The organism is Streptomyces sp. NPDC054770, from assembly GCF_053611985.1.
In genome coordinates this window covers 111,226-135,781 of record NZ_JBSHBL010000009.1, presented here as the reverse complement: position 1 = coordinate 135,781, position 24,556 = coordinate 111,226, and the positions used below count along the sequence as shown (strand labels likewise).

Annotated in this window: 24 protein-coding genes; 15 read left to right on the top strand and 9 right to left on the bottom strand. The window is 71.6% G+C overall.

Annotation, left to right across the window (positions count from 1 at the left end; all coding sequences use genetic code 11):
- Positions 1–169: 169 nt before the first annotated feature.
- The 5 genes from ACWGKQ_RS11325 to ACWGKQ_RS11305 form a co-directional block, all read right to left on the bottom strand.
- A complete protein-coding gene (locus ACWGKQ_RS11325) occupies positions 170–1,873 on the bottom strand; it encodes a DEAD/DEAH box helicase (RefSeq protein ID WP_453291644.1) in 1,704 nt (567 codons plus the stop codon).
- An 88-nt stretch (positions 1,874–1,961) separates the two neighbouring features.
- Complete coding sequence (locus ACWGKQ_RS11320; RefSeq protein ID WP_023544341.1) at positions 1,962–2,165, bottom strand: cold-shock protein; 204 nt, start codon at positions 2,163–2,165, stop codon at positions 1,962–1,964.
- A 137-nt stretch (positions 2,166–2,302) separates the two neighbouring features.
- Positions 2,303–3,622 carry an acyltransferase family protein gene (locus ACWGKQ_RS11315; RefSeq protein ID WP_453291643.1) on the bottom strand — a complete coding sequence of 440 codons (1,320 nt, stop codon included), beginning with the start codon at positions 3,620–3,622 and terminating at the stop codon, positions 2,303–2,305.
- 305 nt (positions 3,623–3,927) lie between these two features.
- Positions 3,928–4,350, bottom strand: a complete 423-nt coding sequence (locus ACWGKQ_RS11310) for a hypothetical protein (protein WP_351698153.1) — start codon at positions 4,348–4,350, stop codon at positions 3,928–3,930.
- A gap of 224 nt (positions 4,351–4,574) precedes the next feature.
- Positions 4,575–5,738: an NAD-dependent formate dehydrogenase gene (locus ACWGKQ_RS11305; RefSeq protein ID WP_453291642.1), complete on the bottom strand. Its 1,164-nt coding sequence runs from the start codon at positions 5,736–5,738 to the stop codon at positions 4,575–4,577.
- Positions 5,739–5,908: 170 nt separating this feature from the next.
- Here ACWGKQ_RS11305 and ACWGKQ_RS11300 point away from each other — a divergent pair, with 170 nt between their 5' ends.
- From ACWGKQ_RS11300 to ACWGKQ_RS11265, 8 genes are all read left to right on the top strand, one after another.
- The gene (locus ACWGKQ_RS11300; protein ID WP_453291641.1) at positions 5,909–6,385 is read left to right on the top strand and encodes a fluoride efflux transporter FluC; all 477 of its coding nucleotides are present in this window, start codon (positions 5,909–5,911) and stop codon (positions 6,383–6,385) included.
- Positions 6,382–6,750 (top strand): fluoride efflux transporter CrcB, encoded by a 369-nt coding sequence (gene crcB, locus ACWGKQ_RS11295; RefSeq protein WP_453291640.1) that lies wholly within the window; start codon positions 6,382–6,384, stop codon positions 6,748–6,750. The genes ACWGKQ_RS11300 and crcB overlap by 4 nt, the downstream gene beginning before the upstream one ends.
- Before the next feature lie 67 nt (positions 6,751–6,817).
- Positions 6,818–7,171, top strand: coding sequence for an FmdB family zinc ribbon protein (locus ACWGKQ_RS11290; protein ID WP_453291639.1), 354 nt, complete (start codon positions 6,818–6,820; stop codon positions 7,169–7,171).
- A gap of 192 nt (positions 7,172–7,363) precedes the next feature.
- Positions 7,364–8,002 (top strand): AmiS/UreI family transporter, encoded by a 639-nt coding sequence (locus ACWGKQ_RS11285; RefSeq protein ID WP_453291638.1) that lies wholly within the window; start codon positions 7,364–7,366, stop codon positions 8,000–8,002.
- Between the two features lie 24 nt (positions 8,003–8,026).
- Entirely contained in the window at positions 8,027–9,277 is a 1,251-nt protein-coding gene (gene fmdA, locus ACWGKQ_RS11280; protein WP_453291637.1) for a formamidase, read from the top strand.
- A gap of 456 nt (positions 9,278–9,733) precedes the next feature.
- A complete protein-coding gene (rsgA, locus tag ACWGKQ_RS11275; RefSeq protein WP_453291636.1) occupies positions 9,734–10,828 on the top strand; it encodes a ribosome small subunit-dependent GTPase A in 1,095 nt (364 codons plus the stop codon).
- A 124-nt stretch (positions 10,829–10,952) separates the two neighbouring features.
- Positions 10,953–12,374: a DNA-3-methyladenine glycosylase 2 family protein gene (locus ACWGKQ_RS11270; protein WP_453291702.1), complete on the top strand. Its 1,422-nt coding sequence runs from the start codon at positions 10,953–10,955 to the stop codon at positions 12,372–12,374.
- Positions 12,374–12,856 carry a methylated-DNA--[protein]-cysteine S-methyltransferase gene (locus ACWGKQ_RS11265; protein WP_453291635.1) on the top strand — a complete coding sequence of 161 codons (483 nt, stop codon included), beginning with the start codon at positions 12,374–12,376 and terminating at the stop codon, positions 12,854–12,856. The genes ACWGKQ_RS11270 and ACWGKQ_RS11265 overlap by 1 nt, the downstream gene beginning before the upstream one ends.
- A gap of 64 nt (positions 12,857–12,920) precedes the next feature.
- Here the strand turns inward: ACWGKQ_RS11265 and ACWGKQ_RS11260 are convergent, their stop codons facing one another.
- Positions 12,921–13,601 carry a hypothetical protein gene (locus ACWGKQ_RS11260; protein ID WP_453291634.1) on the bottom strand — a complete coding sequence of 227 codons (681 nt, stop codon included), beginning with the start codon at positions 13,599–13,601 and terminating at the stop codon, positions 12,921–12,923.
- Positions 13,602–13,665: 64 nt separating this feature from the next.
- Here ACWGKQ_RS11260 and ACWGKQ_RS11255 point away from each other — a divergent pair, with 64 nt between their 5' ends.
- Together ACWGKQ_RS11255 and ACWGKQ_RS11250 are read left to right on the top strand one after the other, a co-directional pair.
- Positions 13,666–14,154: a CGNR zinc finger domain-containing protein gene (locus tag ACWGKQ_RS11255; RefSeq protein WP_453291633.1), complete on the top strand. Its 489-nt coding sequence runs from the start codon at positions 13,666–13,668 to the stop codon at positions 14,152–14,154.
- A gap of 184 nt (positions 14,155–14,338) precedes the next feature.
- Entirely contained in the window at positions 14,339–15,526 is a 1,188-nt protein-coding gene (locus ACWGKQ_RS11250; RefSeq protein ID WP_453291632.1) for an SGNH/GDSL hydrolase family protein, read from the top strand.
- 4 nt (positions 15,527–15,530) lie between these two features.
- Here the strand turns inward: ACWGKQ_RS11250 and ACWGKQ_RS11245 are convergent, their stop codons facing one another.
- A complete protein-coding gene (locus ACWGKQ_RS11245; protein WP_453291631.1) occupies positions 15,531–16,019 on the bottom strand; it encodes a DUF456 domain-containing protein in 489 nt (162 codons plus the stop codon).
- Positions 16,020–16,544: 525 nt separating this feature from the next.
- Here ACWGKQ_RS11245 and ACWGKQ_RS11240 point away from each other — a divergent pair.
- Together ACWGKQ_RS11240 and ACWGKQ_RS11235 are read left to right on the top strand one after the other, a co-directional pair.
- On the top strand, positions 16,545–17,966 hold the full coding sequence (locus tag ACWGKQ_RS11240; protein ID WP_453291630.1) for a protein phosphatase 2C domain-containing protein: 1,422 nt from the start codon (positions 16,545–16,547) through the stop codon (positions 17,964–17,966).
- A gap of 77 nt (positions 17,967–18,043) precedes the next feature.
- Positions 18,044–19,786 (top strand): pyruvate dehydrogenase, encoded by a 1,743-nt coding sequence (locus ACWGKQ_RS11235; protein WP_453291629.1) that lies wholly within the window; start codon positions 18,044–18,046, stop codon positions 19,784–19,786.
- Between the two features lie 13 nt (positions 19,787–19,799).
- On the opposite strand, the gene ACWGKQ_RS11230 is transcribed toward ACWGKQ_RS11235, so the two are convergent.
- The gene (locus tag ACWGKQ_RS11230; protein WP_453291628.1) at positions 19,800–21,164 is read right to left on the bottom strand and encodes a helix-turn-helix domain-containing protein; all 1,365 of its coding nucleotides are present in this window, start codon (positions 21,162–21,164) and stop codon (positions 19,800–19,802) included.
- Between the two features lie 177 nt (positions 21,165–21,341).
- On the opposite strand from ACWGKQ_RS11230, the gene ACWGKQ_RS11225 reads away from it, so the two are divergent.
- The 3 genes from ACWGKQ_RS11225 (at position 21,342) to ACWGKQ_RS11215 (ending at position 23,359) form a co-directional block, all read left to right on the top strand.
- On the top strand, positions 21,342–21,962 hold the full coding sequence (locus ACWGKQ_RS11225) for a hypothetical protein (protein WP_453291627.1): 621 nt from the start codon (positions 21,342–21,344) through the stop codon (positions 21,960–21,962).
- 179 nt (positions 21,963–22,141) lie between these two features.
- Positions 22,142–22,603 (top strand): hypothetical protein, encoded by a 462-nt coding sequence (locus ACWGKQ_RS11220; RefSeq protein WP_453291626.1) that lies wholly within the window; start codon positions 22,142–22,144, stop codon positions 22,601–22,603.
- Between the two features lie 306 nt (positions 22,604–22,909).
- Positions 22,910–23,359 carry an ATP-binding protein gene (locus ACWGKQ_RS11215; protein ID WP_453291625.1) on the top strand — a complete coding sequence of 150 codons (450 nt, stop codon included), beginning with the start codon at positions 22,910–22,912 and terminating at the stop codon, positions 23,357–23,359.
- 91 nt (positions 23,360–23,450) lie between these two features.
- Here ACWGKQ_RS11215 and ACWGKQ_RS11210 read toward each other — a convergent pair whose 3' ends face one another.
- A complete protein-coding gene (locus tag ACWGKQ_RS11210) occupies positions 23,451–24,485 on the bottom strand; it encodes a DUF2637 domain-containing protein (RefSeq protein ID WP_189266992.1) in 1,035 nt (344 codons plus the stop codon).
- Positions 24,486–24,556 lie beyond the last annotated feature (71 nt).

Below are 24,556 nucleotides of genomic sequence, written 5' to 3'. Positions count from 1 at the left end.
CGCGCGCGCGTGGTTTCCCCCCCCCGGGGTGTGCCCCCCCCCCGGGGGGCGCGCGGGGAACTGCGCGGCCGGCCACGACGGCGCCGCAGTCGGCAGACGGCGTATCGCGCCATTTCCCGCGGAGCGCGCAGCCGACGGACGGCATGTCGCGGCGCTTCCAGCGGAGCGCTCAGGTGGTCGTGGAGCGGCGGCCTCCGCGGCGGCCGGAGCCGTGGCCGCCCGTGCCGGTGGTGCTGCCGGCGGCCCCGCCGGACGGCGTGCGCCGCCGGGATCCGCGGTCGTCCTTGCCGGATGCGCCGCCGGCAACCGCACCGGACGCGCTCCGGCCGCCGGCACCACGGCTGCCCGCCCCGCCGGCACCCCCCGTCGACCCCGTTGTTCCCTTGAGGCGGCCGGAGCCGCGCCCGCCGGCGGCAGCTGCCGACCCGGCACGGCCGCCCGCCCCGCTGGTCGCACCTGTCGCCGCTCCGGCAGCGCCGTCGCTTCGGCGCCTGCGGCCGGACCGCTTGCCGGGCTTGGTGCCGGTCCGCTGGTCCGGACGGGACGCGGCGGGTGTCGTCGGCTGCGGGATCTCGACGACGACGGGCACACCGGAAGGCTCGCGGGCGCCGGTGATCGTGGCCAGCTCGGTGTCGCTCGACGTGATACGGGCAGATCGGGGGCGGATGCCCGCGTCCGACAGGAGCCTGGTGACGTCCCGCTTCTGCTCGGGCAGGACCAGCGTGACCACGCTGCCGGAGCCGCCGGCGCGGGCCGTGCGGCCGCCCCGGTGCAGGTAGTCCTTGTGGTCGGTGGGGGGATCGACGTTCACGACCAGGTCGAGGTCGTCGATGTGTATGCCCCGGGCCGCGACGTTCGTCGCCACCAGCGCGGTGACCTGGCCGTTCTTGAACTGCTCCAGGGTGCGGTTGCGCTGCGGCTGGGAGCGGCCGCCGTGCAGTGCCGCCGCGCGGACCCCGACGGCCAGCAGCCGTTTGGCGAGCCGGTCGGCGGACCGCTTGGTGTCGAGGAAGAGGATGACCCGGCCGTCACGGGCCGCGATGCGCGTGGTGACGGCCTTCTTGTCGGTCTCGTCCTGGATGTGGAGCACGTGGTGCTCCATGGTGGTGACCGCCCCCGCGGACGGGTCCACGGAGTGCACCACGGGGTCGGTCAGGAACCGCTGCACCAGCCGGTCGATGTTGCGGTCGAGGGTGGCCGAGAAGAGAAGGCGCTGTCCGTCGGGCCGGACCTGCTGGATCAGCTTGGTGATCTGCGGCAGGAAACCCATGTCGGTCATCTGGTCGGCCTCGTCCAGCACCGTGATGCGTACGTCGCCGAGCACGCAGTCGCCGCGTTCCACGAGGTCGTTGAGCCTGCCCGGGCTCGCCACGACCACCTCGGTGCCGCGCCGGAGGGCGGCGGCCTGCTTGGTGATCGACAGTCCGCCGACCACGGTGGTCAGCCGGAGGTTCACCGCCGTCGCGTAGGGGGTCAGCGCGTCGGTCACCTGCTGGGCGAGCTCCCGGGTGGGCACCAGCACGAGGGCCAGGGGTGCCTTGGGTGCCGCGCGCAGTCCGGCCGTACGGGCCAGGAGCGCAAGCCCGAACGCGAGCGTCTTGCCGGAGCCGGTACGTCCGCGGCCCAGCAGGTCGCGGCCGGCGAGGGAGTTCGGCAGCGTGGCGGCCTGGATGGGGAACGGGGTGGTGACGCCCTGCGCGGTCAGGGTCTTGAGCAGCGCCGCGGGCATGTCCAGGGCGGCGAAGTCCTCGACGGCGGGAAGCGCGGGTGTCGTGTTTTCCGGCAGCCGGAACTCACGCGATGCCGACGGGGACGGCGGGGACGCCGAAGTCGACGAGGTGCGCCGGTTCGGCTTCTGGGGCCTGCGGGACATGCAGTGATCTGCCTTCCTGGAAACAGCACAAACCGGGGTCCGCACCATGACGGTACGGACCCCGGTGAGTGGAATACGCGTCCGGCGATCAGGCGGGGACGATGTTCTCCGCCTGGGGGCCCTTCTGGCCCTGCGTGACGTCGAAGGAGACCCGCTGGCCCTCCTGGAGCTCACGGAAGCCCTGGGTCGCGATGTTCGAGTAGTGAGCGAAGACGTCGGGGCCGCCGCCGTCCTGCTGGATGAAGCCGAAACCCTTTTCGGCGTTGAACCACTTCACGGTTCCCTGTGCCATGACCTTCTCCTTCTGTAGGCAGAGGCCCCATCCGGAGATGCCGGAAAAAACTAATGCACCTGAAGGAGAAACATTCCCGTCAGGTGCACATAGGTTCATGGGTACCACAACTGCAACTCTTGAACCCTAGCATAGCCTCACACGCGGTCCGGAGTGCGACGAGTTCCGGACCGCTCGATCCGGTCGGCCGTCGTCCGGCGCGGAAGCATCACCAGCGCCGTGCCCACCGCCAGGCCCAGTGCGGGCAGCACGGGGAACCGGCCGTCCGGCGCGAAGCCCCGCACGGCGAAGCGGCTCAGCGCGGCGACGTCCATGGCAAGGCCGAGCCACAGCGGCCAGGCACCGCGCAGGCCGGGGTCAGGGGCGGTCCGCCCGTACAGCACGCCCAGCCGGCGTTCGAGCGGCCTCAGCGCGGACACGACGCAGGCCAGGACGGCGCCGAGCACCAGCAGCCACGGCACCCGCAGCCCCCACCAGGCCGCCGACCCGAGCGCCGGCTCGGGCGCGAGGCCGGTCAGGTAGAACGCGGCGGCGACGACCAGCACCGGCAGCATGTGCCACAGATACAGCGTCATGCTGGCCGCGCCCACGGGCCGGACCACGTGCCACACCCGCTCGCGCTCCAGCAGCCGCCGCAGCGGCGGCGCGGCGAGGAGGCACAGGCCGATCTGGGCGACCGCCCACGCCAGCATCGCGGCCGACGGCGGATCGGTGTTGCTGGGGTTCTGCCCGGTCACCAGGATCAGGCTGACCGGGAACGGCCCGAGAGCCACCAGCGCGGCGAACGCCAGCCCGCCGCCCGCCGCCATCGCGAGCGGCACCAGCCGGCGGCCCCTCAGCAGACCGTCCCGCCAGCAGAAGCCCAACTGGTAGGCGACACCCCACACGAGCACGTAGTCGAGCAGCCCGGCACCGGGCACGTGCACCGTCACCACGAGCGCGCCGGCCGCCAGAGCCGCCGTCCCCAGCGCGAGCGGGACGCGCGGCCCCCAGCGCCGGTGCGCCGCGTACAGCGCCGGCGTCAGGGCGCTGAGCACCAGGTACACCGGAAGGAACCAGAACTGCATGGCCATCGCCCAGCCCACCAGCGCCAGGGTGTCAGGGTCCACGCCGGCCGCCGTACAGACACCGACGGCCAGCAGTACCGCACCGCTGTAGACGCCCACCGGGAGAAGCAGCCGCAGCGCCCGCCGCCCCAGCCACCCCGCGGGCGTACCCCCGGCCGCCCGGGCCCGCGCCCAGGAACCGCCCGCGGCATGGCCTCCGGCCAGGAAGAACAGCGGCATGATCTGGAACGCGAGGGTCAGCCACTGGGTCCAGGGCACGGTCGCCAGCAGCTCCGGGGCGGTGATCCGTCCGTCGGGCTCCCGGACCAGGGCGGTGATCAGCCAGTGGCCGAGCACCACCAGCACGATCGCCCACGCGCGCAGGAAGTCGACGTAGCGGTCTCTGCTCATGGCCGTCATGATCCCGCGGCCCCGGCACCGCCGCGGCGGGTAGCCCGGGCCGCAACCATTCCGTGCCCGGTACGACATCCCCCGCAACCCGGCCGTCCCGGCGAAGGAGTGACGGCTGCCGGGGCACGAGGTAGTTCGGTGGCGCCGCGGCCGGGTGGTCCGATCAGGGAGGTGTTGACCGATGGCTGTCGTTGCGATGGGCGCTGCCCGCGGTCAGAAGGTCATGTGAAGGGTCACCGTTGACTTCCGGCTCCGCTGCTTTCTCCGCGCTCGCTCCGGCTCGGCCACGGGAACCCCGGGGCTCGTCAGAGCTTCCCGCCGATCTCACAGGCCCGGCACGGCGGTCGGCCGCAGGTGCACTGCATGATGGCATCGAGGACCCCGCGGTCGTGGTAGAGGCACTCGTCCTTGCAGGTGTGGCGCGGGATGAATCCTGCCGGGATCTCGCCGGGCCACGGCTCGTGCCCGTCCCGGCAGCGGATGAACCGCTCGGGGTCGGCGGAGTGCAGCTCGTGCATGCTCGACCGCGCCTCGTCCTCCAGCTCACGCACTCGCTCCACCAGAGCCTTGAGTTCGGCGGCGATCCCGGAGTACCGGTCGGCGCCGGTCCTCACGTGCGCGGCCCGCAGTGCCATCGCTGCGTTGCCCAGGAACCTGCCGGCGTCCTGAAGGTCGGTCACGTGATGCATCTGGATGCCGGTCACGCCCCGGACCCACACTGCGTCCATGCTCATGATCCACCTTCCCGGCGTTCGCCTGGTTTTCTTAAGAGAGATTGGGCGCGACGCCGGTATCTCTGCATAATGAAAAGCAATATATTTACGGACGCTAAGGGTTTCGCCCGGGCCCGTCCAGTAAATCGCGGGTGAATCGGCTCACAGCCGGGTGGTGGATCTTCTATTCAATCTGCAGCTGTTTCTTGTCCGCCGGACGTCACCCCCGCCCGTGTCGGTCATCCGGCGACCGTGTAGGAACGCGCTCCCGTTCCGGCGAGCCCGCCCCCTTCGACGATCAGGTACTCCGGGCGGATGGGGCGACCGTCGAACCAGCACTCCAGGATCTCCCGGGTACCGGCCGCGTAGCGTGCCTGCGCCGAGAGGGTCGACCCGGACACGTGCGGCGTCATCGCCTCGTGGGGCATGGTGCGCCAGGGATGGTCGGGCGGTGGTGGCTGCGGGTACCAGACGTCACCGGCGTAACCGGCCAGCCGGCCGCTGTCGAGAGCCCGCACCACGGCGTCCCGGTCGACGATGAGCGCCCGTGCGGTGTTGACGATGTACGAACCGCGCCTCATGGCCCCGATCAGGTCGTCGTCGAGGAGGTTCTGCGTCTGCGGATGCAGCGGAGTGTGGATCGAGAGCACATCGACGGAGGAGACCAGCGAACGGGCGTCGGAATGCCAGGTCAGCTCCAGCTCCTCTTCGACCTCCTTGGCCAGCCGCCGCACGTCGTAGTAGTGCAGCCTGACGTCGAACGGCTTGAGGCGGCGGAGCACCGCCTGGCCGATTCGGCCGGAGCCGAGAACGCCGACGTCCATGCCTTCGAGGTCGTAGGCGCGCGAGACGCTGTCGGCGATGTTCCAGCCCTTCTTGGCGGTCACCCACTCGTGAGCCGGCATGTAGTTGTGCACCAGGGTGAGAATCTGCATCACGGCGTGCTCCGACACGCTGATGCTGTTGCTGAAGGTCACCTCGGCCACGGTCATGCCGTGGGCGATGGCGCTCGGCAGGTCGACGTGGTCCGACCCGATCCCCGCGGTGATCGCGAGTCTGAGCCGGGGGGCCGCGGCGATGCGTTCGGCGGTCAGGTAGGCGGGCCAGAACGGCTGCGAGACGACCACGTCGGTGTCGGGAAGCTCGCGGTCCAGAGTGGAGTCCGCCCCTTCCTTGTCGCTCGTGACGACAAGGGTGTGACCCCGGCCCTCCAGGAACCGGCGCAGCCCCAGTTCTCCTGAGACGCAGCCGAGGAGGTGCCCCGGAGTGAAATCGATGGCCTGCGGGGTCGGCGCGGTCTGGCCGCCCGGATAGCCGCTGATAGTGGGAATCTCGTCGCGGGCGTAGTCGGGAGGATAACCGCCGACGGGGTCCGGATAGAGCACCGCAAGGATTTTTGCCATGGCCGTCCTCCATCGGTGGGGCCACTGTTCCTGTGAACGGGTAGGGCACCGGCGAGCCGGTCGAACACCGATGATCTTGAATTTTAGTCGAGTGTGCGTCAGCACTGCAATCCCTGGGATAATGGGGAGGTGTTCCGGTGGATATGGATGCGGCTATTTCGATGAGGCTTTTGGCGGAAGTTCGGGAGCCGTTCCGCGTACGTCTGCGCGGGGGCGTCCTGGCGGCGGTCGCGCTCGGCGGCCTGCTGGGCGGGACGGCTCGTTACGCACTGGTGCTGGCCTTCCCCACCCGGGCGGCGACGTTCCCGTGGACGACGTTCGCCGTCAACGTGTCCGGGGCGTTCGTGCTGGCGCTGCTGCTCGTGCATGTGCTCGAGATCTGGCCGCCGACCCGGTACGTGCGGCCGTTCGCCGCCGTCGGCTTCCTCGGCGCCTTCACCACCTTCTCGACCTGGATGGTCGACACCGACCGCCTGCTGGGCCACGGCCACTACGCGGCCGCGGCGTTGAACATCTTCGGAAGTCTCTTCGCCGGCCTGGCCGCCACCGTTCTGGGCCTGGTCATCGGCAGGCTGACAGCGGCCCGGCGCATCCGGCTCGACGCGCGGCGCGGACGCGCCCGCCGACCCGGCTGGTGGGTCCGGTGATCATCCTGCTCGCCGTCGCTGCGGCGGCCGCCGTCGGGGCGGTTGCGCGTTACGTACTCGACCAGTACGTGCAGTACCGCAGCCCGGGAGCGTTCCCGCGCGGTACCTGGCTGATCAACGTGACCGGCTCGTTCGTACTGGGACTGCTGGTGGGCCTCGGCGCGCGGCACGCACTGCCGGAGCAGGTCGTGACCATTGGCGGCATCGGTTTCTGCGGCGCCTACACGACGTTCTCCACATTCAGTTACGAGTTGGTCCACCTGCGTGAGAAAGGGCAGATCGGTAAATCCCTGCTGTACGCCGTTTCGAGTATTGCGGTGGGTCTTGCGGCTGCTGCGGCGGCGCTCGCCATCGGATCGTCATGAGGAGGTCCACGCCCGGCCGTCCGGTCTTGACACCGGGATTTGCGAGACGTCTCCTTGAAGGTAGGAAATGCTTTGTGGTGTGCGCCGGTCGGGTGCGCACTGCACGCACTCGGGTTTGGCAGCGTCCACCGGCATCCGGAGGCTGCTGATGGCAACCTATGAATATCTATGCAGCCGATGTGGGCCTTTCGATGTGAAGTTGGCGATCGGGACGGCGCCGAAGTCATGCGGCTGCCCCGTCTGCGCGGGCGCCGCGAGACGTGTGTACTCCTCGCCCGGCCTCACGCTGACCTCGCACGCGGTCGCCGCCCTCCATGTCCGGGAGGAGCAGGCGCGTGAGGCCCCGGCAGTGGTCTCCCAACTGCCGCCGCGCAGAAGGGTGCGCCCGCACCCCGCGCTCTCACGGCTGCCGCGTCCCTGAAGGCGGTGGTTGACAAGGCAGAACGTCTCATGCGGGTTTCGGCATCGGGACAGGACGTCGTGCCCGTAGCGGTGTGCGGAATGCGGAATCACGCAACGCGGGCCGGGAACCGAGCCGTATCCTCGGCAGTTCATCGGCGGCTCTGGCGCCACGCGATTCCACTCCCCACGCGGACTTAGGAGGTGTGTCCCCGTGGGAAACGTGGGACTGCTCTTCGTCGGTGCGGTGCTCTTCATGAACGGATTGCTGCTGCTCGGGAAGGTCGAAGCCCGATCAGGAGCGGTGTTCAACCTGTTCGTTGGCGCACTGCAGGTACTGACGCCGACTTACCTCATCTTCACCGCCAACGATGACCCCATGAAGATCCTGGCGGCATCCGGCATCTACCTCTTCGGCTTCACCTACCTCTATGTGGGTATCGGCCTGCTCGCCGGTCTCGACAGCACCGGCGTCGGCTACTACTCGCTGTTCGTGGCAGTTGCCGCCCTGGGGTACTCGTACGCCAATTTCCGGCTCCTCAAGGACTACCCCTTCGGAGTCATCTGGCTCTACTGGGCCTACCTGTGGTTCCTGTTCTTCCTGCTGCTCGGTCTCAAGAAGGACGACCTCAAGGTCTATACCGGCTGGGTCACGGCGATCGAAGGCTGGGTCACCGGTGTGATTCCCGCCGGGCTGCTGCTCTCCGGCTACTGGAAGCACCCCACCGAGATCGCCATCGCACTGGCGGTCTTCGGCGTCGTGGTGTTCGCGGGGCTGTGGCCGCGCACCCATAGAACGCCCCGGCCGACCTCAGCGGCTCCGCGGGTCGGAGGTGCGGGCGCACCAACGTGACCGGATCAGAATCTAGGAGTTCTCATGCCTGAAATTCTCTTCAACGTGGACCACAGCAAGTCGATGCGTGACCAGGCCGTGCCCGGCCACAACAGGTGGCACCCGGACATCCCCACCGTCGCCATGGTGAAGCCGGGAGCGGAGTTCCGCATGGAGTGCCGCGACTGGACCGACTGCCAGGTCGGCAACAACGACACCGCCAACGACGTACGCGACATCGACCTGACCATCCCTCACATGCTCAGCGGCCCGATAGGCGTGGAGGGTGCCGAACCCGGCGACCTGCTCGTCGTCGACATCCTCGACCTCGGCCCCGTGCCGCAGCAGACCGGGGACGCGGCAGGGCAGGGCTGGGGCTATACCGGCATCTTCGCCAAGGCCAACGGCGGAGGCTTCCTGACCGACTACTTCCCGGACGCCTACAAAGCGGTATGGGACTTCCATGGGCAGCAGGCCGTCTCCCGTCACCTTCCCGGGATCCGCTTCACCGGGATCACCCACCCCGGGCTGTTCGGAACCGCTCCGTCCACCGAGATGCTCGCCCGCTGGAACGCCCGCGAGCAGGCGCTGATCGACACGGACCCCAACCGGGTCCCGCCCCTCGCCGTACCTCCGGACGGCACCAACGCACTCGCCGGTACGGCCACCGGAGACCTGGCACGCCGCATCGGCGAGGAAGGCGCACGCACGGTGCCGGCCCGCGAGAACGGAGGCAACCACGACATCAAGAACTTCACCCGGGGGTCGAGAGTCTTCTACCCCGTACACGTCAAGGACGCGAAGCTGTCCGGAGGCGACCTGCACTTCAGCCAGGGCGACGGAGAGATCACCTTCTGCGGCGCCATCGAGATGGGCGGGTTCATCGACTTCCACGTCGACCTGATCAAGGGCGGCATGGAGACGTACGGCATCTCCACCAACCCCGTGTTCATTCCGGGCAACGTCGAGCCGAGGTACACGGAGTTCCTCACCTTCATCGGGATCTCCGTCGACCATGACACGGACACGAACTACTACCTGGACGCGACGCTGGCCTACCGCCGGGCCTGCCTCAACGCCGTCGAGTACTTCAAGAAGTTCGGCTACAGCGGAGAGCAGGCCTACCTGCTGCTCGGCTCCTCCCCCATAGAGGGACGTATCAGCGGCATCGTCGACATCCCCAACGCCTGCTGCTCGTTGTACGTACCTACCGCCATGTTCGACTTCGAGGTCCGTCCCAGCGCTGCCGGACCGATGAAGGCCGACCGCGGCCAGTGCGCGGTGGCCACCGCCTGACCCCGACCCTGGCTGCGGCCCCACGGTCCCGGCTGCGACTCGGCCCTGCACACCATCGCCGTTCGCCAGTCCCGGGACGGCGGGCCGCGGCCAGGATCCCGTCTGCGCCGCTACCCCCGAGCCGACCGGCTCTTCGACGCCGTCTCTCTACGGCTCCGCCGGTGCACCCTGCGCCGCTGCCTGGCCGCGTAGCGCAACCCGATGCGGCTCCTTGACCAGCACTGCCTGTGCCCCTGCCAAAAGTCGGTGGCGCCCGAGTACGCGCGCCTCTAGAGTGAGTTCCGCTTCACGCAGTGGCTTCCGGCCGCTGTTGTCGGCCGAGTGACGAACGGGAGGTGTGACCGATGGCTGTCTATGTGATGGGCGCTGCCCGCGACCAGAAGTTCATCCACTCCACCTCCGCGGCCACCGGCTGACCTTTCCCTTTCCCGGGGCCGCCCTTGTGAAGGGTCACCCTTGACTTCCAGCTCTGCTGTTTTCTCCGCGCTCGCTCCCTACGGCTGGGACGAGACCTGGGCGAAGGAGTTCGCCCGCTACGACGCCGAAGGGCTGCTGGCCGGGCGGGTCGTCCGCGTCGACCGCGGCCAGTGCGACGTCGTCACCGCCGGCGGGCTGCTGCGCGCCGACACCGCGTTCGTCACCCCGCACGATCCGCTGCGGGTCGTGTGCACCGGCGACTGGGTCGCCGTGGAACCCGGCGGCAACCCCCGTTACGTACGCGCGTATCTGCCGCGCCGTACCGCCTTCGTGCGCTCCACCTCGTCCAAGCGGTCCGAGGGGCAGATCCTCGCCGCCAACGTCGACCACGCGATCGTCGCGGTGTCCCTCGCCCTCGAATTCGACCTCGGCCGCATCGAACGGTTCCTGGCCCTCGCCTGGGAGTCCGGTGCCCAGCCGGTCGTTGTCCTCACCAAGGCCGACCTGGTCCCGGACCCGGTCACCCTCGCGCACCTCGTCCAGGACGTCGAGACGAGCGCACCCGGTGTGCCCGTCCTCACCGTCAGCGCGATGGCGGGGGAGGGCCTGGACGTCCTCGTCGCCCTCGTCGGCTCCGGTACGTCCGTGCTGCTCGGCCAGTCCGGCGCGGGCAAGTCCACCCTCGCCAACGCGCTGATCGGCGAGGACGTCATGGAGGTCCAGGCGGCCCGCGACGTCGACGGCAAGGGCCGGCACACCACGACCACCCGCAACCTCCTCGCCCTGCCCGGCGGCGGCGTCCTGATCGACACACCCGGGCTGCGGGGGGTGGGCCTGTTCGACGCCGGGACCGGGGTCGGGCAGGTGTTCTCCGAGATCGAGGAACTGGGGGCACGCTGCCGGTTCGCGGACTGCGCCCACGAGAGCGAGCCGGGCTGCGCGGTGCGCTCCGCGGTGGAGGCCGGGGAACTGCCGCTACGCCGGCTGGAGAGCTACCGCAAGCTGATGCGGGAGAACCAGTGGATCGTCGCGAAGACCGATGCGCGGCTCCGGGCCGAGATGAAGAAGGACTGGAAGAAGAGGGGCGCGGAGGGGAAGGCGGCGATGGAGGCGAAGCGGGGGCGGTCGCGGTAGTGGCCTGACCGCGGGTGCGTGGGGGCTGGTCGCGCAGTTCCCCGCGCCCCTGGCGGGGGCGCTTCAACGTCATGTCCGATTCCCGCCAGCCCCGTCCTTCGCCATCGCCCACACTTGACCCGTGATGGACGAAGACACCAGGTACGAGGCGGTGCGCAGCCGGGACGGCCGGTTCGACGGCGCGTTCTTCTTCGCTGTCGAGACCACCGGCATCTACTGCCGTCCCAGCTGCCCCGCCGTCACCCCGAAGCGGCGCAACGTGCGTTTCTTCCCGACCGCCGCGGCCGCCCAGGGCTCCGGCTTCCGGGCCTGCCGCCGCTGCCGCCCGGACGCCGTGCCAGGGTCCGCCGAGTGGAACGTCCGCGCCGATGTCGTCGGCCGGGCCATGCGGCTGATCGGCGACGGTGTCGTGGACCGGGAGGGCGTCGGCGGGCTCGCCGGCCGGCTCGGCTACAGCGCACGCCAGGTGCAGCGGCAGCTGACCGCCGAGCTCGGCGCCGGCCCCGTCGCCCTCGCCCGGGCCCAGCGGGCGCACGCCGCGCGCACGCTGCTCCAGACCACCGAAATGCCGATCACGGAGATCGCCTTCGCGAGCGGATTCGCCAGCGTGCGGCAGTTCAACGACACCGTCCGCGCGGTGTACGCCACCACCCCGAGCGGGCTGCGCGAGGCCGCGCCCGGCGGTCGGGGCGCACGGCGCGGTTCCCCGGCCGCCGGGATCCCGCTGCGGCTCGCCCATCGCGGCCCGTACCAGGCCGGCCCCGTCTTCGACCTGCTGGAGCGGGAATCCGTGCCCGGCGTGGAGGAGATCACCGGCACCCCCGGCGCGCGCACCTACCGCCGTACCCTGCGACTGCCGTACGGCCACGCCGTCGTCGCCGTCGAGGAGCGCACCGGTACGACCGCCACGACCGCCACGACCGGTACGGGCCCCGGCGACCGTTCCGGCGGCTGGCTCGACGCCCGGCTGCGTCTCACCGACCCGCGCGACCTGACCACGGCCGTACAGCGGTTGCGCCGGCTGTTCGACCTCGACGCCGATCCGTACGCCGTCGACGAGCGGCTCGCCGCCGACCCACGGCTCGCTCCGCTGGTCGCCGCCCGGCCGGGACTGCGGTCACCCGGCGCCGCGGACCCGGCCGAGGCCGCCGTACGGGCGCTCGTCGGCACCGAGGACGCCGAGCGGCTGGTGCGGCGGTACGGCAAGGCGCTGGACGCCCCGTCCGGCGGCCTCACCCACCTCTTCCCCGAGCCCGCCGTGCTCGCGGGTGCGGAGCCCGGCGGCGGCCTCGGTGCGCTGGCCGCGGCGCTCGCCGACGGGACGGTACGGCTGGATGCGGGCGCCGACCGGGACGCGGCGGAGGCGGCGTTGCGTGCCCTGCCCGGGATGGACCCGGCGGTGATCGCCACCATCCGCGTCCGCGCCCTCGCCGATCCCGACGTCGCCCTGCCGGGCCTGCCCGGGCAGGGCGTACCGGACGAGTGGCGGCCCTGGCGGTCGTACGCCGTCCGGCATCTGCTGGTGGAAGGAGAGTCGAGCAACTGATGGGTGTCACGTACTGGACGCGGATCGCTTCGCCCGTGGGGGAGTTGCTCCTGACCGCCGACGGCGAAGGGGCGCTGACCTCGCTGTCCGTGCCCGGCCAGAAGGGCGGCCGGAGCGTGCAGGCGGGGTGGCTGTCCGATCCCGGTCCGTTCCGGGCCGCCGAGGACCAGCTCGCCGCCTACTTCGCCGGTGAACTCAAGGAATTCCAGCTGGAGTTGAGCGCGCACGGCACCGAGTTCCGGGAGCGGGTGTGGAAGGCGCTCGACGGCGTTCCGTACGGGGCGACGACGACGTACGGCGAGATCGCCGCGCGGATCGGGGCGTCCCGGATGGCGGTTCGCGCGGTCGGCGGGGCGATCGGGGCCAACCCGCTGCTGATCGTGCGGCCCTGTCATCGGGTGATCGGGGCGGACGGGTCGATGACCGGGTATGCGGGGGGACTTGAGCGGAAGGTGTGGCTGCTGACGCTGGAGGGGCGGTGAGAGCCCGGACGGTGCATGGGGCCGGCCCCGCCGCACTCCGCTCGGGGCCGGGGCGCTCGGCGGATCAGTCCTCGGACTGGAGCCAGCCGATGCGCAGTTCTTCCGCGCCGGGGCGGAAGGTCCGCATGAGCTCGGCCCGCTCGGGATCGCCTTCGGGGAGGTTGTCGGCGAGGAGGGCCTGTGAGGCGATGGTCTGGGGCCGGGCACCCAGCGCGGCGCGCAGGTGCAGTGAGCGGCGCAGCATCGCCAGCCGCTCGGCGGGCTCCTTGTGCGGTGCGAGGTGCCGGATGATGTAGGACTCGAAGTAGCCGTCGCCGGACCTTGTCGCGATCTCCAGAGCCGTCTCGTAGCGCGGCAGGGCGCCGGCCGGGTCCTCGTCGATGTTGTCCAGCAGGACGGCCCAGTGGTACTCGGCCCAACCGCGCGTCTTCTCGTCGCCGCCCTCGGCCGCCGCGCGGTAGCCGGCCTCGGCCGCGGCGCGGTCGTCGGGGCGGGGGTCGCGCCGGAACAGCAGGCGGCTGTAGGCCAGTCGCGCCGTGAGCAGGTGCGCGGCCGGTGATGCGGGATCGAGCGCCGCGACCGCCTTCTCGGCCTCCTCATGGCCCTCGATCCGGAAGAACCAGCGGTCGACGGCGATCTCCGCGCGCAGCTCGGGCTCGGTGTCCGGGTCCAGGACGGCGAGCGCGGCGTCCCACTCCCCGAGCAGGTGCAGACGGCGGGCCATGTAGGCGTCATCAGTTACCATGGCGCCTACATTAGAAAGCGGCGATGTAGGCGGTCAAGTGCAATACGGTGACTACATTGGGAACGTGACACGGCTGGCCGTCGAGCTGGCCAATACCGGGACCCTCGACCGGCACGGCGAACTGGTCGCCGCGTTCTTCACGGAGCACGAGGTCGCGCCGCCGCCGGGCGGTGACTACGGCGAACTGCCGGACCTCGTGCGCACGGCGCTGGCGCAGGCGGTCGACGGCGCCACCCCCGACGCCGTGCACCGCCTGCTGCGCGACTACCCGCCGGAGATGCACCTGTCCGACCACGACGGCTCCGGCTGGCACATCCACTTCAGCCGCAACGGCACCCCGGCCCAGCGCTGGGCCGGCCAGCTGATCGCCGCCCAGCTGGCCCTGGTCGCGGCCGGGGATCCGGCGGTGACGCTGGGGCGGTGCGCCGCGGCCGGATGCGCGAACTACTTCGTGGACCAGTCACGGAACCGGACGCGCCGGTTCTGTTCCAACGCCTGCGCGAGCCGGACGACGGTCGCGGCCCATCGGGCCCGGGCGGCGAAGAACTCCTAGCGGAGTCCGCCGCGAAGCCGTCGCGGATCTCCCTGACCCCACCCGCCCGCGGTCGCACCACGACCGCCACCGTCCCTCCGTCCGCGCTCCGCCAGGCGGGTGGTCTCGTGGTCGAGTTGCTGTGCAGGAGATCGCCCCGTATGCCACCTTCCCGTCCAGTGGGCCTTCGGAAGGGCGGGTGTGGATGGGCAGGGTCGGGCGGGTGCTCGCGGTGGCGTTGTCGCTGGTGGTGGCGGCGACCGGGCGGGCCGGTGCCGGTGCCGATGCGGGGCCCTCGCTGTGGGCCGGGAGCTGGGAGGCCGCGCCCTCCGGTACCGCCCCGGCGATGCCCGGCGCCGCGTTCCGCAACGTCGTTCACCTGAGCGTCGGCGGCGGCGCGGTGCGCGTGCGGGTCAGTAACCGGCTCGGCAGCGCCCCGCTCCGGCTCGGCGCCGTGACGGTCGCCCTGCGGCAGGGCGACAGCCCGGACGCCGTACCCGGCTCGATGCGGGTCGCCACCTTCGGAGGCGCCGGCACCGCGGTCGTACCCGCCGGGCAGGACCTGGTCAGTGACGCGGTGCCGCTCGCCGTGAAAGGCGGCGCCGATCTGCTGGTGAGCGTCGAGACCCCGGGCGACTCCGGGCCCGCCACCTACCACCGGGTCGCGCTCCAGACCGGCTACCTCGCCAGAAGCGGGGCCGGGCGGGCCGACGACGAGGGCGGGGGCGCCTACACCCGCACCACCGGCAACTGGTACTACGTCGCCGGCGTCGACGTCCGGAGCGTGACCCTCGGCACCGTGGTCGCCTTCGGAGACTCCCTCACCGACGGCAACGGCTCCACCTTCGGCACCAACCACCGCTGGCCCGACCGCCTCGCGGACCGGCTGCGGCCCCTCCGGATCGGCGTCCTGAACGCCGGGATCTCCGGCAACCGGCTGCTGCTCGACAGCACCGGAGGACCGAGCGCACTGCGGCGCCTGGACGCCGACGCGCTCGACCGGAGCGGGGTGCGGACCCTGTTCCTCCTCGAAGGCATCAACGACATCAAGGGCACCCCGGAGGCCACGGACCCCGGTGACTTCGTGCGGGCCTACCGGACCGTCGTGGCCCGCGCCCACGAGCGCGGGATCCGGGTGGTCGGCGCGACCCTCACGCCGTATGCCGGGTACAGCGGGTACACCGACGCCCGGGAGGCCGTACGGCAGCGGGTGAACGCCCTGATCCGCACCGGGCGCGTCTTCGACGCGTACGTCGACTTCGACGCCGTCGTACGGGATCCGCAGCAGCCCGCCCGGATCCGGCCCGCCTACGACCCCGGCGACCACCTGCACTTCAACGACGCCGGCATGTACGCCCTGGCCGCCGCCGTCCCGCTCGTCGACCTGCTCTGACGCCTCAGCGGCCGGCCCAGACCACCGCGGTCAGCCAGCCGGCCGTGACCAGCAGGCACGCGAACAGCTCGGCCAGCACGCTGGAGCCGCCCGCGTCCATCGTGGTGCGCAGGGCGGCCCGCGCCTCGGCGGCCCGGCCCAGCCGGAGGCGTTCGTGCAGGTAGATCCCGGCCATGAAACCGGGGATCGCGCCGACGACGGGGAGCAGGACGAAGCCGAGGACGGCGCCGGCGCCTGCGTACACGCCCATCCGGGGGGTGGCACCGCTCGCCCGGAGCCGGCGCGGGGGCAGGGTCCAGCGGACCACCAGCGCCACCAGCAGCACCACGCTTGCCCCGACCAGGACCGCCCACGCCACCGGGCGCGGGTCGTACAGCGCCCACCACAGCACCGCGGCCCACACCAGTCCCGTACCCGGCACCCCGGGCACCAGTACCCCGCACAGGCCGAGCACCAGCACCAGGCCGACCAGCAGGAGTTCCCCTGCTCCCATCTGCCCAGAGTGCCGGACGACCGCGGGACGCGCAGGCCGGCGGGCCGGTTCTCGCGCCCCCGGCCGAGATCACGTCACCGCGGCGCCTTCGCACGGGAATCCGATGCGTCATTCACAGCTGGCCGCCAGGAAGACCCGTCACAATCTGGCCTTCCGGCCGGCGCCGTGGTGTCCGGCCGTGCGAACGGTGACCGGCCCCACGACGTGCGTACGCGCAGGGGATCCGGGGCCGGGTCACTCCGGTGTCGCCGGGTGGTTCTCCCGTGGGGGGTGGGACCACCCGGCGACTCGCACGTGTCAGCCCCGGCGCCCCCGTCAGCCGCGCCTCGTCCCCGCCCGCCGTCTCCTCCGTTTCCTCCGTCTCCGCACCCGCGTCCGTGCCGCTCGTCTCGTGCGTGCCGTCGATTCCTGTTGCTCGTACGGGTGTTCAGAATGTCCCTCGACATGCCGTTCGAGACGGGGTCGTGTGCGGGATTTTCCGGATGCCCCGTTTTCATCCGCCCCGCGCGGTGGACAATTAGGGGCATGAGCCAGCCAGGGGGTAGGCCCGCCCGTCACGACGACGACTGGTGGGGGCAGTTGTACGACGACTCCACCGAGGACACCGGACCCACGGCCGCACCCGATTCCCTGGACGACCGCTTCGCCTCGGCGAAGAAGACGGTGGGGGGACGCCGGGGCGTCACCGTGGAACCGGGCGACGAGCCGGCACCGCCGACCGTCCCGGCACAGCGGGCCGCCGTCCCCGCCGAGGACACCAGGGCCGCCCCCAAGCGCTGGCCGTGGGACGAGGAGGACCAGGAACCGCTGGAGGCGGACGACGACGCCCCGGCGGACGCCTACCCCGCGACCCGCCCCGACCTGCCCGCGCCGCCGCCGCACGCGGCCTCCGGCATCGCGGACACCGCGGATGCTTCGTACATCACGGATACCCCGGACACCTCGGCCGCTTTGGCCGTCCCGGCCGCCGCCTCGGCCTCCTCCGTGGACTACGTCGGCTCCGGACCGCCCACCTACGACGCCGAGCCCACCGCCCTGCCCGCCGCCGATCCCGACGAACTCGACGACCTGGTCTCCGACACCGTCCTGGACGGCGCCCGGTACGGCACCTGCACCCTGCGGGCCGTCTCCCAGCGCGGCGACTCCGCCCGGTACCGGGGCGAACCGCGCCGCGACGCCCTGCTCACCGCCCGGTTCGGGGCCGGCGACCAGGCCCTGGTCCTCGTCGCGATGGCCACCGGCGCCCGGGCCACCCCCGGTGCGCACCGGGCCGCCGCCGAGGTGTGCGAGTGGATCGCCAGGGCCGTGGGCCGCAGCCACCAGCGGCTCACCGAGGACATCCACGCCGCCCGGCGCGGCGACCTCAAGTCCGGGCTGCACCGGCTCACCGACCGCAGCCTCGGCAAGCTCCGCGCCAGCGCCGCCGAACAGGGCATCGCCCCCGACGAGTACGCGGCCAGCCTGCGCTGCCTTCTCATCCCCGCCCACCCCCAGTGCCGTACCCGCGTCTTCTTCGGCGTCGGTGAGGGCGGGCTGTTCCGGCTCCGGGGCGGCGAGTGGCAGGACATCGAACCGCGCGTCGACGCCGACACCCCCGGCGAACCCGTGCTCGGCTTCGGCTCGCTGCCCTCCGAGACCCCGCAGGGCGACCGGCTCACCATGGACCTCGGCATCCCGACCCCGCCGAGCCCCTACGAACCGGCCCCCGAGCCGCCCCGCGACCCGTTCCTGTTCCGGGCCTCGGTAGCCCGCCCGGGTGACGCTCTCGTGATGTGCACGGGCGGCCTCGCCGAACCGCTGCGCGGCGAGCCCGCACTCTGCGCCTACCTGGCCCGACGCTGGTCCGGCCGCACCCCGCCGGGCCTCGCCGCGTTCCTCGCGGACGCCCAGGTACGGGTCAAGGGCTACGCCGACGACCGTACGGCCGCGGCCGTCTGGGAGGCGTGAGCGCGGCCTCTGTGGATACATGGAAGGGCATCGCGGGGGAGCCGGAGATCCGCGCAGCCGAAGGGTGCCCGACCGCCATGGCCAAGCAGAACGTCGCCGAACAGTTCGTCGACATCCTCGTCCGCGCCGGCGTGCGCCGCCTCTACGGCGTCGTCGGCGACAGCCTCAACCCGGTCGTGGACGCCGTCCGCCGCAACTCCGCCATCGACTGGATCCACGTCCGCCACGAGGAGACCGCCGCCTTCGCGGCCGGCGCCGAGGCCCAGATCACCGGCACCCTGGCGGCCTGCGCCGGCTCCTGCGGCCCCGGCAACCTGCACCTGATCAACGGCCTGTACGACGCCCACCGCTCGATGGCCCCGGTGCTCGCCCTCGCCTCCCACATCCCCTCCAGCGAGATCGGCCTCGGCTACTTCCAGGAGACCCACCCCGACCGGCTCTTCCAGGAGTGCAGCCACTACAGCGAGCTGATCTCCAGCCCGCAGCAGATGCCCCGCCTCCTCCAGACCGCCATCCAGCACGCCGTCGGCCGCAGCGGGGTGAGCGTGGTCAGCCTGCCCGGCGACATCGCCGACGAGCCCGCGCCCGAGCAGTCCGCCTCCGCCGCCATCGTCACCTCCCGGCCCACCGTCCGCCCCGGCGACGCCGAACTGGACAAGCTGGTCGCGATGATCGACGCGGCGGACAAGGTGACCCTGTTCTGCGGCAGCGGCACGGCGGGCGCCCACGCGGAGGTCATGGAGCTCGCGGAGAAGATCAAGTCCCCGGTCGGCCACGCCCTGCGCGGCAAGGAGCACATCCAGTACGACAACCCGTACGACGTCGGCATGAGCGGGCTGCTCGGCTACGGCGCCGCCTACGAGGCCACCCACGAGTGCGACCTGCTGATCCTGCTCGGCACCGACTTCCCGTACAACGCCTTCCTCCCCGACGACGTGCAGATCGTGCAGGTCGACGTCCGCCCCGAGGTGCTTGGCCGCCGCTCCCGTCTCGACCTGGCGGTGTGGGGCGATGTGCGCGAGACGCTGCGCTGTCTGGTGCCGCGGGTGCGGGCCAAGGAGAACCGGCGGTTCCTCGACCGGATGATCAAGAAGCACGCGGACGCGCTGGAGGGGGTGGTGAAGGCGTACACCCGGAAGGTCGAGAAGCACGTCCCGATCCATCCGGAGTACGTGGCCTCGGTCCTCGACGAACTCGCCGACGACGACGCGGTGTTCACCGTCGACACCGGAATGTGCAACGTGTGGGCGGCCCGCTACATCACGCCCAACGGCCGCCGCCGGGTCATCGGTTCCTTCTCGCACGGCTCGATGGCCAACGCGCTGCCGATGGCGATCGGCGCCCAGTTCACCGACCGGCGGCGGCAGGTCGTGTCGATGTCCGGGGACGGCGGATTCGCCATGCTCATGGGCGACTTCCTCACCCTCGTCCAGTACGACCTGCCGGTGAAGGTGGTTCTGTTCAACAACTCCGCGCTCAGCATGGTCGAGCTGGAGATGCTGGTCGCGGGCCTGCCCGCGTACGGCACCGCCAACACCAACCCCGACTTCGCGGCCGTCGCCCGGGCCTGCGGCGCGTACGGGGTGCGGGTCGAGAAGCCCAGGCAGCTGGCCGGCGCGCTCAAGGACGCCTTCCGGCACAAGGGCCCGGCCCTGGTCGACGTGGTCACCGACCCCAACGCGCTGTCCATCCCGCCGAAGATCAAGGCCGAGATGGTCACCGGCTTCGCGCTCTCCGCGTCCAAGATGGTCCTCGACGGCGGTGTGGGCCGGATGGTCCAGATGGCCCGCTCGAATCTGCGCAACGTGCCGCGGCCGTGACAAGGGGCATTGCTCAGTCGGTGGGCACCCACTGGCGGACGCCGTCCACGAAGCCGTACCAGTAGTGCGGCAGGCCCTTGATGGAGCTGGTGCGGAACGGGCGGCCGTGGTCGTCGATCCGGACCGTGCCGCTGCGGCCCTGTGACGACCAGTCGAGTTCGAGGTACCAGCGGCAGTCGCAGCCTGCGGTGCTCGCCTTGACGCGCAGCACCTCGGGGTCGGTGGCGGAGACCCGGTAGGGCAGGTGCATGGTCGAGACGGTCTTCCCGTCGGGGCCCTCACCGGCCACCGGGCGGGCGATGGGGCGGTCCTTGTCCAGGTTCACGTCGAAGTAGCGCGGGGTGAGCCCGCCGCCGCAGCCGTCGGCCATGGAGTAGGCGATGCCGGGCGCGGGAGCCGTACGGCCGACGACACGCACCCGCAGGTCCTCCAGGACGACGGCGGTGGACGACCGGCCCTGCACGGAGACGTCCACGATCGTGTTGCCGCCGTGCACCGCGCTCTGGGTGGCCGCCCAGGTGCCGGCGTCCTGCGGCGCGGGCGGCGGGGGGACCTGGGCGGGCTGCTTGTCGATGACGTAGTCGTGGTCGCAGCCCAGCTCCCAGAGCTGGGAGTTCGCCGTCCAGGTGAGGGGGACGGCGGTCGGGGCCGGGGTGCCGGGTGTGTTGTGGCCGGCGGGGGAGGAGGTCCCGGCGCCGCCCGAGGAGGAGGGGGACGAGGGGGACGGGGTGCCCGAGGTGCGGTTCGGCGCCGGGCCGGTGGCGGCGGCGCCGCGGTGCTCGGCGTCGCCGGCGGCGGTCCTGGTGGAGGAGCCGGTGTCCCGGACCGCGCTGCCGGCGTCCGGCCGGTCGTCCGGGAGCGCGGCCAGGCTGCCCAGCGTCGCCAGCACCACGGTGACCACGGCCGAGGCGACCAGCGTGCGCCGCCGCCGGTACCAGGGGCGGGCGCCGGGGGCCGCTTCCGTTACAGGGGCCGCTTCCGCTGCTGGCGCCGCTTCCGCTAACGGCTCGGCGGCGGCTTGCGGCTCCTGCGGGATCTGCGGGATCCGCTCTTCCGCCGTCGCGGGTCCGGCGCCCTCCCCGGTGCGCGGTCGCTGGCGTGCTGCCACCGCTCGCAGCCAGTGCTCGTGCAGAGCGAGCCGTTCCTCCGGTGCCGCCCCGCAGAACGCGGCAAGCCGTTCCACCGGAGCGAAGTCCAGCGGTACCGCCTCGCCCGCGCAGTAGCGATGCAGGGTGGAGGTGTTCATGTTCAGGCGGCGGGCCAGGGAGCCGTAGCTCCGGTCCGTACGGTCCTTCAACTCCCGCAGCAGCGCCGCGAACTCCTCGACGTCGTCGCGCACCGGCACCTTCCCCCGCTCGTCCGTATCCCAGGCACTCATATACCTGCACGTCAGCAGGGCTGGGATGGTTCCAGGCCGGCGAAACGGACGGTGACCGTTGCCGTTCGGCGAGGTGACGGCCGATGCTTCTGGTGTCGCACCGACCAGGGCCGGACCGACCATCCGGCGCCGTCGGCGGCATCCCGCACCCATGCACCGACCCACGGGGGATCAGTCATGTCCAAGCGCACCCGAGCAGGCGCGCTCACCGCATTCGCCGGCGCCGCACTCGTCGCCGGCACCGCGCTCGCCGCTCCCGCGGCGGCCGCACCCAAGGCGCCCGGCTTCCTCACCGCGGCCGACCTGCCACCGCGGGCCGGCTCGTCCTGGACGGCCGGCAAAGTCACCGCCGGCATACCGGACGAGGTCAGGCAGGACACCTGCGTGGGCGTCGCGCTCGGCGGCGGCCAGGACTCCTGGTACCGGGAGTTCCGGACCGACCTCGACACGAGTGCCCGTCAGATCAGTGCCGAGCTGCCCAGCGTCAGGGTGGCGAAGGGCCGGTTCGCGAAGCTCGACGAGGACATCGTGTCCTGCGCGGACCGGATCGAGATGGACGATCCGGCGACGCAGGCCACGTTCCAGGACCACGGCACCCTGCCGGTGGGGGACGGCGCCCATGTCTACGCCCTGCACACCGTGACGTCCTGGGGCGCCAGTGACATCCGGCTCGTCTCCATCGGCCGGGAGGGCCGCACCGTCACCGTCGTGGACTGGGGGCAGCTGGGCGACTTCGCGGACGCGCCCGTGAAGGCCTTCAAGAAGACCACCACCACGGCCGTGAACAAGCTCCACTGACCCACGCGAGGACCGGGGCCGCCCTCTCCCTCGGGGGAGGGGAGGGCGGCCCCTGACACAGAACAGCAAGAGACAGCAGGACAGCAGGACAGCAGGACAGCAGGACAGCAGGACAGCAGGACACAGAACAGCAAGACACCGGACAGCAAGACACCAGACTCGGAAAACGGGGAACAGACATGAGCAGCAAGACCCGCGCCGTCCTCACCGCCGGCGTCCTCGCCGTGGCCCTCGGGCTCGGCGCCACCGCCCAGGCCTCGGCCGGCGCACCGCGTACCGTCAGCGGCAACCCTGCCGACAACATCAGCCGGATCGCCGACTTCTACGGCGCCTACATCGACGCCGAGAGCGACCCGGACGGCAGCGGCAACCTGCCCACCGCGCTGCGTGCCTACTACATCGCCCCGACCTACCTGAAGAAGCTGAAGGCCTGGGAGAACCGCGAGCACGCGGACGGGGTGCTGCGTGCCCAGAACACCCCGCTCAAGTGGAAGGTCACGGAGACCGGCACCGGTAAGTACACGGAGGCCGTCGTCACGCTCACCTGGAGCCGCAACACGACCACGAAGCTGGTCGTCGACATGACCCGCGACACCCACAAGATCGTCAACATCGGCACCAAGGGCCTCGGGGGCAAGTAGCCGGAAGGTCGGCTTTCGGCCAGGTTCGCCGGTGCCGCGGACCGCGTGAAACAGCTCGGGGGGTTGCGTACGGGGCTGAATCACGCCGGGTCCGCGGCACCCTTGGCGCGTACGGGACGGTCCGGACGGAGACGTACGGGCCGGAGCGGACCCGGGACTTGGCCGAACACCCGGTCGTCATCGGCGTGACATGACTGGCCCGTGCCCGAGCGGGCATGGATCCCGTGAACGTGTTCGATCAGGAGGGGATCCGGCAACAGCGTGCGGGCGGGGGTCATGAACAGTCAGGCACGAGGGGGCGGTCCCGTGGCCATCGGGGCCTCCTCGGCGCAGACGGCGGGGGAAGAGACCGACACGACGGAACGGGGACACCCGCCGCAGTTCAGACGCCGACTGGGGCGGTCCGACCTGCGGGCGGTGCCCGAGACACGCAGGGAACTGCGCGAACTGCTGCGGCACTGGGGGCGTCCCGGCCGCTCCGAGATAGCGGAACTGCTCACCAGCGAGCTCGTCACCAATGCGCTCGTCCACACGGACCGCGAGGCGGTACTGACAGCGGTCGTGGAGCCGGGCCAACTGCGGGTGGAGGTACGGGACTTCGTGTCCCGCAGGCCGCGGATCTGCGCCCCGGACACCGACGACGGCACCCACGGCCGGGGCCTGGTGCTGGTCGACGCCTTCGCCGACGCGTGGGGCGTCCAGGCACACGAGGTCGGGAAGTCGGTGTGGTTCGAACTGGACGCGGAGGCCGCTTAGCGAGGCCACGGCCGTAGTACGCACAACGGGACGGGGGCGTGACCCTGATGGTCACGCCCCCGTCCCGAAGTACCGTACGGCCGGCCGGTGATCAGCCGAACTGCTGCTCCAGGTCCTTGAGCTTGCGCTCCAGGGAGTCGAGGCGCGGGAGCGCCATTGTGTCGTCCTCCGCGGTCAGGTCGACCGTGATCGGGTCAGACCCTTTGCGGACGGGCTGAAGGGAGGGCCGCTGGCGTACGGGCAGCTGCTCCGGCGCCGATATGGCAGGCTCCGCAGTGGGCTGGGAGGCGCGCTCCACCTGGTGCTGCACCTCGTCCTGCCGGCCGCGGCCGACGAAGCCGCGGTGGCCCCGGCTTATGGCCTTGAGCTGGGCCCGCTCCAGACGGTCCTGCTCGCGGCGGCGCAGCCGGTTCGTCTCCTTCTGCCGCTTGTCCTCGCGCACCTCGTCGACCGCCTCGTCCAGGCTGCGCACGCCCTCCAGGAGCATCAGCGACCAGGCCTTGTAGGTCTCACGGGGGGCCCGCAGCCAGCGGACGATGCGGATCTGCGGCAGCGGACGCGGCACCAGGCCCTGCTCACGCAGGGCGGCCTTGCGGGTCTGCTTCAGCGCACGGTCGAAGAGGACGGCGGCGGACAGCGACATGCCGGCGAAGAACTGGGGAGCGCCCGCGTGGTCGACACCCCTGGGCGCGTGCACCCAGTTGAACCAGGCCGCGGCGCCCGCGAACGTCCATACGAGTATCCGGGAGCCGAGGGCCGCGTCACCGTGGCTCGCCTCGCGCACCGCGAGGACGGAGGAGAACATCGCCGCGCCGTCCAGACCGAACGGCACGAGGTACTCCCAGCCGTCGGAGAGGCCGAGGTTCTGCTGGCCGAAGCCGACCAGCCCGCGGAACGACAGGGCCGCCGCGACCGACGCGGAGGCGAACAGGAGCGCGTAGGAGACGGTGCCGTATATGGCTTCCTTGCGCCGGCGGCGCTCCTCGCTGCGCTCCCACGAGTCGTCCTTCGCGTGCTCCCCGCCGGACCGCTTGGAGCGCGCGAGCACCGCCACCGCGACCAGCATGCCCAGGAGCAGTACGGCGCCGGGAAGCAGCCAGTTCAGCGATATGTCGGTCAGTCTCATCTAGGGGTCCCTTGCATTGGGATAGGGCGTATCGCCCGCCATAGTGGCCCAATCCCACTGGCCCTCAGGGG